Source organism: Chryseobacterium sp. HMWF035, assembly GCF_003094695.1.
Classification (GTDB): domain Bacteria; phylum Bacteroidota; class Bacteroidia; order Flavobacteriales; family Weeksellaceae; genus Chryseobacterium; species Chryseobacterium gambrini.
In genome coordinates this window covers 1-10339 of record NZ_QEHP01000061.1, presented here as the reverse complement: position 1 = coordinate 10339, position 10339 = coordinate 1, and the positions used below count along the sequence as shown (strand labels likewise).

The following is a 10339-nucleotide window of genomic DNA, read 5'->3' as shown; positions in this document are numbered from 1 at the left end:
GTAGAAATAATTCTATACCACATTTTAATTCCATATTCTTTGATAAAAAATGATCTATTTTCTGTACTTTTGACGGAGTTTACACATAGGATTATTTAACAGGGTGAAAAAAAAATTATTTTTTATTCTTTTTGTCGGAATTTTTAATTTAGTCTTCTCGCAGGAAGGGTACAGCGATTATTATAAATTCAGGCTGAAATATGAAGATTTTCCGGAAAATGATATGAAGGCATTTCCTTTTATAAAGCCATACATCAATTTAGCGAAAAAGGAAAAGAATTACGGAAAGCTGGTTCAGGGATATAAAGATGCTGTATTTTTTTCTTCCTTAAACGAAAATAAGCTGAAGTATGCAGACAGCATGATCTGGGCAGCCAATCAGACGAATGAGGATGATCTTAAAATTGTTGCCCATATTGATAAAGGTGTTATTTATTATTACCACTATAAAAAATTTCAACTTGCTCTTAATGAATATCTTGAAGCTTATAAATATTCAAGAAATACCAGAAATCAATATCTAAAATATCAGAATCTGTATCATATCGGAGTGGTAAAAAGCTATCTCGGCTATTACGAAGATGCTTCACAGGTCTTTACGAAATGCCTTGTCTATTACAGGGAAAAGGCGAAATCCATCACCAAACTTCATCCTAATGAAATTTATAACAATAAGAAAGGCTATCTCAACAGTCTTCACCAGCTTATTATCTGCAACAGGCATCTTGGGAAACAAGAAGAAGTGGATGCTGCTATACAGACCGGACTTACGGAGATAGGAGATAATCCGGAATATGCTCTGGAAAAAGGATATTTCCTTTTGTCGAAGGGTATTTCAGAATACAAGAGAAATCAATTCAAGGAAGCATTAAAAGACTTTAATCAGTCTCTGCCCGTGATCAGAGAAAGCCGTGATTTTGCAAGGCTTTCGGTAAGTTATTTCTACATCGGGAAAACTTATTCCGATCTTAAAAAGACCAAACAATCTATTATATATTTTAAAAAGATTGATTCCATTTTTCAGAAACATCAGTTTATCCTTCCGGAACTGAGGGAAAATTATGAAATCCTGATCGATTATTCCAAAAAAGAGAAAAACGAGAAGAACCAGCTCTACTACACAAGCCAGTTGCTTCGTGCAGACAGTATTATGTCTAGAGATTTTATTTATCTGTCCCCGAAAATTCATAAAGATTACGATACCGATACTTTACTGGACGAAAAAAATAAACTTCAGAAAATAAATTATCTCGGGACTATTATTATCATTGTGTTAATTATCTGGGCAATCGGTCTGGTTGTTCTGCTGACGAGAAGGCATAAAAAATCCAAAGAAATTCAGAAAAAATATATTTTGGTAGAAGAGAAGTTCACGGCAAACCATCAGAAAGAAGAGATGGACGAAACGAAAGAACTTGTTCCGCAGATCGAAGAAAAAAAGCTTACGATTACAGAAAATAAGGTAGAAGAACTTCTGAAAAAGCTTAAAACGTTTGAAGATAAAAAGGGGTTTACACAAAAAGGATTAACAATTAGCAAATTAGCCGCCCAACTGGGTACTAATTCCAACTATCTTTCTCAGGTTATTAATGAATATAAAAAAGCGAATTTCAATAAATATTTAAGCGAACTCAGAATCAATTACATCACCAATCTGCTTTTTGAGGATAAAAAATACTTAAAGTACAGCATCGAAACCCTCGCAAAAGAATGCGGAATCGCTTCCCGACAGAATTTTTCAGATCTTTTTTACGAAATTAACGGAATTCGCCCTACAGATTTTATTAAAAAGAGAAAGGAAGAGCTGGATAGTTATTCCTAATCTTTATAAAAAATATTAGCTAAGTTTTACATTGCTTTATTTTTCTTGTTTTGATTTTTTAGAATTTAATATTTGAAAATAAGGCTACAAGTTTTGTCATCAGAATGAGTCAATTTTGTTATAAGGGTGATTTAAGCAACAAAAAGTCCCTAAAAAGTGATAAAGGTCATATTAAATGTTATTAAAACTCTTTTTGTTGTGAAATATAATATTTAATTTTGTAACTTTTAATTTAACATATTTTAACGTTTATGAAAATAAAATTAATTTCGATAGCGATTTTTGTTTCATCATTATCTTTTGCTCAATCTTGGGGTCTAACAGGAAATACAGGAACAGTATCTAACAACAATTTTATAGGCAGTATTGATGATCAGGATGTTGTATTTAAAACAAATAATACAGAAAGAATGAGGATTTTTGGAGGTCCTTATGTAAATGGTGTGGTAATCGGAAATCAAAGCGCTGCAGGAACACCAGCCGGAGCAAGATTGGAGTTAGTAAGTGTACAATGTCCCGGTTGTGCTGCACCTTGGGCCCAGCAAGGAGATTTCGTGGTAAAGACAAGAGCAATGAGAAACTTAGAGTTTATGATGGGAAACAATAATTCTGAAGATCCAAATACAGACACCAGTACACCAAATTCTTCTGGAATTACAAGAATCAGATTTTCTGATGTTGTTCATAAAAACAGCTTAGTAGTATTTAATACGGGAAAAGTAACAGTAGGAACAGATCAATATGATAATGATCCTAATTATATTTTTTATGTAAGAAAAGGTATAAAAGCTGAGCAAATAAAAGTAGAAAATCCTGCAGCTAACGGTTGGGCAGATTACGTATTTAAAAAGGATTATAAGCTTAGAACATTGGAAGAAGTGGAAAAACACATCGAAGAAAAAGGACATCTTCCAAATATTCCTTCGACTTCTGAGGTAGAAAAAGACGGAATTAACCTTGGAGAAATGGATGCTAAACTTCTTGAAAAAATTGAAGAATTAACACTTTATTCAATCGAACAAAATAAGCAGATAAAACAACTTCAGGAAGAAAATAAAGCTTTGAGATCTCAATCTGAAGACATTAAAGAACTTAAAAAACAAGTTCAGGAATTATTATCAACAAAAAAATAACCACAGATGAAAAGAAAAATACTTTTCCTTTTTTCTTTAATGATAGGTTTCTTCGGTTTTTCTCAGACAGAAGTTTATTTCAAGTATGACGAAGCTGGAAACCAAAGATACAGAGGAACTAATTCAGCAGGTAAAACAGCGCCCGAAGAAATGAAGAAAGTGGAAGAAATCAAAACAGTAACTTCTGTGAAACAAGATCCTGTAATGGATGAAAAAGCTTTCTGGAAGCAGATCAGATTATATCCGGTTCCGGTTAACGATTATCTTACCATTGACTGGACGGAAGAAGTTGACGGACTTATTGAATCTGTTTCACTTTACCAACACAGTACAGTTCACTGGAAATTCCAGCAACAAAATATTCCGAGTCTAAACAGACAGTTGAAAATCAATATGACCGGTTATGATTGGGGAGTTTATGTATTGAACTTCACATTGAAAGACGGAAGGGTTTTCAGCAGAAACATTACAAAGCGATAAAAACTTTTAACAAAATATAATTATTAACAACAATGAAAATGAAATTATTTTCATCATTTATACTGTCCTTATGTTCAGTCATGGGCTTTTCGCAGACCATACTGTATCAGGCAGAAAGCACGACCCGAACGGTGCAGGATCCGCAGACGGTTGTATTGGCTCAGGGATTTCACGCATCAGGAAATGTCTCGAATCCTTTTGTAGCTAAGATTGGTTCTGCAACGGAAAATCCGGGCGGAGGTCCTGTAGATTCAGGAGCAGGGGCAAATAATCCATCTGGAACAACTGCTCCTTCGGGGCGAAGCTTTCATGATACTAAAGGAAATATTGAAGTGAGTGGAGCTGGGCAGCTGCAATTTACCCTGCCGATTGATCTGCCTCAAGGTATTAAAAATGTTTCTCCCAATATGAGCTTAATCTATCTGAGTAATTCCGGAAATGGAATTACTGGTTTTGGCTGGACAATCTCGGGAATCACGACCATCTCCAGAAGTGGAAAAAATATAGAAAAAGACGGAGAATTAACCAATGTAAAGTTAGATTATTCAGACTATTATAGTTTTAACGGACAACGATTGATTTTAAAATCAGGAGAATATGGTAAAGATGGAGCAGAATATGTTACGGAGAAGTATTCAAATATCAAAATAAAATCAATTGGTGCGATCACAGGACAGGTATGGCAAGGTCCCGAATACTGGGAAGTGACTTTTGAGGATGGCTCGCAGGCTTGGTATGGTGGTACTACTTCGGGAGCAAGTTTAGCCAGAACACCCGTAGAATATAATATTGTTAAATGGCGAGATGCTCAGGGAAATTATATTGCTTATAACTATGTACAGACTGCATCTAAAAATGTGTCTTCTGTTTCCAGTATTAAATGGGGGGGGAACGAAGTATTAAATACCCCTTTAATCAATGAGGTTACATTTAATTATTTGCCTAGAACTCTGTCCGAGCAATATTATGTTAGTGGAGTTTCATTGATTCAAGACAGGATATTGGATCATATTATCGTGAAAACGAACTACAATCCTTATAAAAAATATACTATTGAATATGGCAACAATGGTACAAGCTACCAGTTTGTCAATAAAATTACAGAATATAATTCTGAAGGAGTTGCTGCCAACCCAATAACATTTGAGTATCCTCTACCAGTACCTTCTTCGGTAGACTTGGATTATTTATCCAATAGCGACCCTTTTAGCGGTGTAAGGCTGACAGGAGATTTCAATGGAGATTCCTATATCGATTTTGTTATGTCGAATGGCACTGTTAAGTTAGGAGCATTTAATAACGATACATTCACGACAATTACAACAAATAAATATTTTAATTCTGAAGCTAAAGTAGTTGGTACTTTATTAGACGAAGAAGGACAGGTATATAATGGTAATGGAATTGTACAGTATGAAGATGGATATATATGTGGATATATTTTTAGAAACAATGCTTTTGTAAAAGTTTTCAACAAATTTGTATATCAAAAAGACTGTAATCCAGACGCTGCTTTATGTAGTATTACAACAAAGCTTAAAAATGGAGATCTTAATGGAGATGGAATTGAAGATATATTTTTGACTTTAACCAAAAGAGAATGTTATATTTCTGGTGGACCAGATATAGGATTAGAACCAGTTGAAGATGAAAGTAAACTTCCTATAGGAACCCAATGCTATAATTCCGAAGTAGGAAATTTTATAATTGATCTAAAGAATGTTGATAATCCTATATCAACCTTTAGTAATGATTTTGGTGTAAATGAAAGTTCTTACCAAAGCCAGCAATATATGGATATAGATGGAGATGGTAAAGTTGAAATTATTAACGTTTCTAATTCATCTTATACTGTATTAGAGTTCGTAAAAACAGCTCCGAATCAATATCTTAAAAAAATTAGATTTACAAATAATTTAGTTGAGACAAAAGATCCTGAATTTCCTGTATTATTTGGGGATTTTAATGGGGACGGAAAACTGGATTTTACTATTCCGGTTACAGATAATGCTATTGGAAAGCCAGATAACTGGAGATTTTATATAGGAACTGGTACAGGTTTTACCAATTTTCTGAAAGTTGAGTTCTTTTCATATAGAAAACGTCAGACACAAGCAAATAATAGTTATGTTCAATTTGCCAGACAATATTTCTTTTCTGTAGCAGATATGAATAAAGATGGTAAATCGGATGTTATTCAGATATTTTCATATAATCAAATCAATAATTTCAGTGCACAAGGGCAAAGGGATTTCGGATATGTTATAAGCACAAGATTAGCAAATGGATCTGCATCTGATGGAACACTTAATTTTGTAGCTGCTCCATCATTTTCAAGTCCTACATATGCGGTACAGGATATTGACGATTTAACATTGTTTACTCCTCTTACTAACCCCATAAAAGCAAATAATAACTATTATAATGTATTTTTATATTGGAAACAGCATTTACATAGAATAAAAGCACCAACTCCGCTTTCTGAATTAGCAAGAATTAAGTCTATTAATCAAGGAAATGGAAGTATTATCACTGGAATTTCCTATACTGAAGCTGTACCTTCCTCTGGAAATAATGTCTACAAGAAAACTAAAAAAGAGTTCTACCCTTATTTTTCTTTAGAAAGGGTAGATCAGACATTCGTAGTTTCTCAACTTCAACAAGTGGGAAGAAAGCAGGATTTCAGATATAGAGGAATGACTGGGCATCTACAAGGTCGAGGAAGTATTGGATATCAACAAATGGCTCGTTCCTCATGGTATGCAGATGGTATGGAAAATACAAAAATTTGGAGTGGAGTGGAAACAGACGCTCAAAAATTTGGTCAGCCTGTAAAAGAATGGACTATAAGAACAACCGATGAAAATCTGGTTTTCCCAACAGATTTATCAGTTAATAATATACAATTATTATCATTTAAACAGAATAATTATTCTATCCAACAACTGCCGAATAAAGTTGATGTTATTCTTCCGGAGACAATTCTTGAAAAGGATTTCTTAAAAAGCATTATACTAACAAAATCGGTGACTTATGACAATTACTATTTACCAGCTTCAACCCAGCTTAATGTCAACAATAATTTTTCAACGATAAATACCACTTTTGAATACATTCATAATCCGGCAGGTATAGGTTCTAATTATTATATTGGTCGACCAAAATCTAAAACTACTGTAAATCAAGCGTATGGAGATGCTAAATCTGCTAAAGAAGAATATGTTTATGAAAATAATCTGTTGAAAAACCTAAAAACATGGAACAGAGATAATACAGAATACTTACAGGAAACCTATACTTATGACGGCTTTGGAAACATCATCCAAAAAATCTTCAGCAACAGTATCGATTCCCAAACCCAAACCAGTATCTCTAGATATGAACCTACAGGAAGATTTGTTGAAAGAAATACGGATAATTTAGGCTTAGTAACTAGCTATACGTATAATGACAGGGGGCAAATTCTTACACAGACAGATCCGTTGGACAATAAGCTCATCAACACCTATGACGGTTGGGGGAAGCTTTTAAAATCTAAAACAAATTTGGAGGGGACAACTACCTATCAGTATGAAAGAGATAATAACTCCAACATTATTATTACTCAAAATGATGCTGATGGTGATATCTCCAAAAAATATACAAATAAGCTGGGACAAGATTACAAATCGTCCACTAAAGCTTTTGGGCAAGGTCAATTTATTTCCAAAGACACGCAGTATGATGTTTTAGGTAGAAAAATCAAAGATTCCGAGCCTTATTTTGAAGGGCAAACTGCCAGTCAATGGAATACGATTGTGTATGATGATTCCGTATATCCGGCTAAAGGGACAGTTACCGCTTTCAACGGGAAAAAAATGGAAACCTCTGTTTCCGGTTTAACGACAACGGTAAAAGAGTTGAATGGCTATGGAAGAACTACCTCAAAAACAACTGATGCCCTGAATAATGTAATTTCCAGCACAGATAAAGGCGGAACGATCCAATTCTCTTACAATGCAGCAGGAGAACAGATCAAAGCACAATATGCAGAAAATATTGTCATCACAAAATATGATTCTTGGGGAAGAAAATCAGAATTCAACGACCCCTCTAATGGACTGTATAAATACGAATATGATCCATTCGGACAAGCTAAAAAAATTATCAGCCCGAAAGGCACTAAAGAATACACCTATAACAATTTGAGACAGTTGGTTTCTCAAAAGGAACTTTCTACTACTGATGGCGGTCAGGCAACCAATAAGACGATTGCTTATACTTATGACAACAAAGGTAGGGTAATTTCTAAAGGAGGAACATCTAAAGGAAAATATTTTAGCTCAAATGTTTCGTATGATCCACAAGGAAGATTATTATCTTCATCAGAAAGCAGTAATGGTAAGTATTATATAAGAAAAGGAATTACTTATGATGATAAAGCTAGGGTAATTTCTTACGAAAAACAATTATATTCTTCCGGTGTTCTTACTAAGGTACAGATTGAGAATGTCTACAGCGCATGGAATGGTGAGTTGTATCAGGTAAAAGATAAAAACTCCGGTAAAATTCTGTGGGAACTTAAAGAAACTAATGCTAAAGGTCAGGTACTAAAAGCTAAATTGGGTGCGGTAGAAGTTAACAATATCTATGATACCAATGGATTCTTAACAAATGTTAATCATTCATCAGATGTTAAGCCAAGTATTTTGCAGCTTTCTTATTCATTCGATGCTATAAAGAATGAATTGAAAAACAGAACAACAGGAGGAGATTTTAATATCGTAGAATCATTCGATTATGACGATAATAATAGACTAATCAATTGGACAAATCCGGTAACAGGAATTAAACCATCTTCCAACCGAAATGTTTATGACATCAAAGGAAGGATAATGGAAAACGATCAGGTGGGAACGATGAAGTATGAAAACCCTGCCAAGATCTACCAGCCGACAGGAATGACTCTGAATGCAGCAGGAACTCAAAACTATAACAATGACTTAATTCAAAGCATTGCTTATAATGAAAACAACGATCCTGTTTTCATTGACGGAATGAAAGGAGATGTTGCTTTCCAGTATGGATTAACAAGCATGAGGCAAAGAGTAACATACGGAGGTAATTTCAGTATTGATGGAGATGGAAAATTCACTAAATTCTACAGTGAAGACGGAAGTTTTGAAGTATTGAAAGACAATACTACCGGAAAGGAAAAACATATTTTATATATTGGGGGAACACCTTATGAATCAAATATTGTATATTTAAAGAACTTTGGCGAAACAAATGGATCTTATAAGTTCTTACATAAAGATTATATAGGAAGTATTTTAGCGATCAGTGATGAAGCAGGAAACAAATTAGAGCAGAGACATTTTGATGCTTGGGGTAATTTTACTCATCTTCAAATAGCAAACGGAGCGATTATTACCGATAAGAATATTATCGACAATGCTTCGCTACTAATAGACAGAGGCTACACCAGTCATGAGCATTTTGCAGAAGTAGGTATCATTCACATGAATGGTAGATTATATGATCCACTTTTAAGAAGATTCCTGAATGCTGATGAAAATATCCAAGATCCTTACAACACCCAAAACTATAATAAGTACGGGTATGTGATGAATAATCCACTGATGTTTAATGATCCGAGTGGAGAATGCTTAGTACCTTTATTTGGTGTACTGGTAGCATCATGGGTGGCGGGAGCTGTGGTGGGAACACTTGTAGCTGCCGGAATGTATATCTTGAAATCTTTGGTTAATAACACTTGGTCTTGGGGTGGCTTTGCCAGAAGCTTATTGATAGGAGCCATCACCGGAGCTGCAACAGGAGGCTTAACCGGAGGAATGTCTGCCAGTGGCTTTCAAGGAGCTGTTATTGTTGGTAGTATGAATGGTGCTATTTCCGGAGGTGTGGATGCTTTATTTAATAAAGAGAATTTTTTCACAGGAATGTATCGAGGAGCTATCTTTGGTGCTGCTACTGCTGGAATCGTAAGTGGAATTAGCTGGGTTGTCAACAAATTAAGTAACTCATACCAATATAGAATTAGCGAAATGTTGGTGAGTGATGATAATACATTGAATGGAACTACAAAAGCTGAATTTAATATTAATACAGTAAAAGATGTAGCAAATACTCCTCGTTATAAAAATCAATTTATTGATGGTAGTTGGCAAATAGTAGATGAAACCAGTGATTTGAGTAAAAATTTAATTGCAAAAGGTTATACTTTTGATAGTAGTTCTGGTTTATTAGATGGTCCTAGAGGACAAGCTTGGGGAGTGACAGAAAGTCTTACTCATAAAGGTAAACTGGTTTGGCAAAGAATCTGGCTTCCTAAAGGAACGTTTGTAAGTTTAGAACAGTTAGATCTAACAATGGGACATGAGATTTTTCACTCCATTTTAAATAATGCTTATCTTTTTGATCAGTATACTTTAGATGGTGTTAATAAAAAGCATTTTGTCCATGAACATTTTACAGCAAAATGGGAAGAAGCATACGTGAAATTTAGAAATTGGACTAAATTAAATTTGAATGTAATGAACCTAGATGATGCTGTTTTGAAAGATGTAGGTATGAAAGGCTTAATAAATAAGATTACTCCCATTTTTAACAATTATATAAAAAGTACATTAAAATGAAAAAAAATCTTTTAATGATTTTCCTTTTATTTATTTCATGTAAAGAAAAAAATAAAATGGACTTTATATTAAATTATAAGTCTAATAAAAAGCATATCAATTTACATTTTGAGAATAATACCAATAATGATTTAGTATTTTTAATCCCAAATACACTTGCTTTCGGAGACAAAAATTATCCTCTTTCACCATCAACATTTGGTACAAGAGAAAGCGATTTTCCTATCACTGTTTATGCAGAAATTAATAAAGATCAAGAAAATAAATAT

At 34.0% G+C, this 10339-nt stretch carries 5 protein-coding genes; all 5 read left to right on the top strand.

Features of this window, described 5'->3' with window-relative positions:
• The first annotated feature begins 103 nt into the window (after positions 1-103).
• Complete coding sequence (locus tag DD829_RS10625) at positions 104-1822, top strand: helix-turn-helix domain-containing protein (protein WP_108409202.1); 1719 nt, start codon at positions 104-106, stop codon at positions 1820-1822.
• Positions 1823-2073: 251 nt separating this feature from the next.
• Positions 2074-2955 carry a cell wall anchor protein gene (locus DD829_RS10620; RefSeq protein ID WP_108409585.1) on the top strand — a complete coding sequence of 294 codons (882 nt, stop codon included), beginning with the start codon at positions 2074-2076 and terminating at the stop codon, positions 2953-2955.
• Between the two features lie 6 nt (positions 2956-2961).
• Positions 2962-3435: a hypothetical protein gene (locus DD829_RS10615; RefSeq protein WP_108409586.1), complete on the top strand. Its 474-nt coding sequence runs from the start codon at positions 2962-2964 to the stop codon at positions 3433-3435.
• A gap of 38 nt (positions 3436-3473) precedes the next feature.
• Positions 3474-10070, top strand: coding sequence for an RHS repeat-associated core domain-containing protein (locus tag DD829_RS10610; protein WP_228408167.1), 6597 nt, complete (start codon positions 3474-3476; stop codon positions 10068-10070).
• Positions 10067-10339, top strand: a 273-nt coding sequence (locus DD829_RS10605) for a hypothetical protein (RefSeq protein WP_133240942.1), incomplete at its 3' end; no start/stop codon positions are given. The genes DD829_RS10610 and DD829_RS10605, both read left to right, overlap by 4 nt.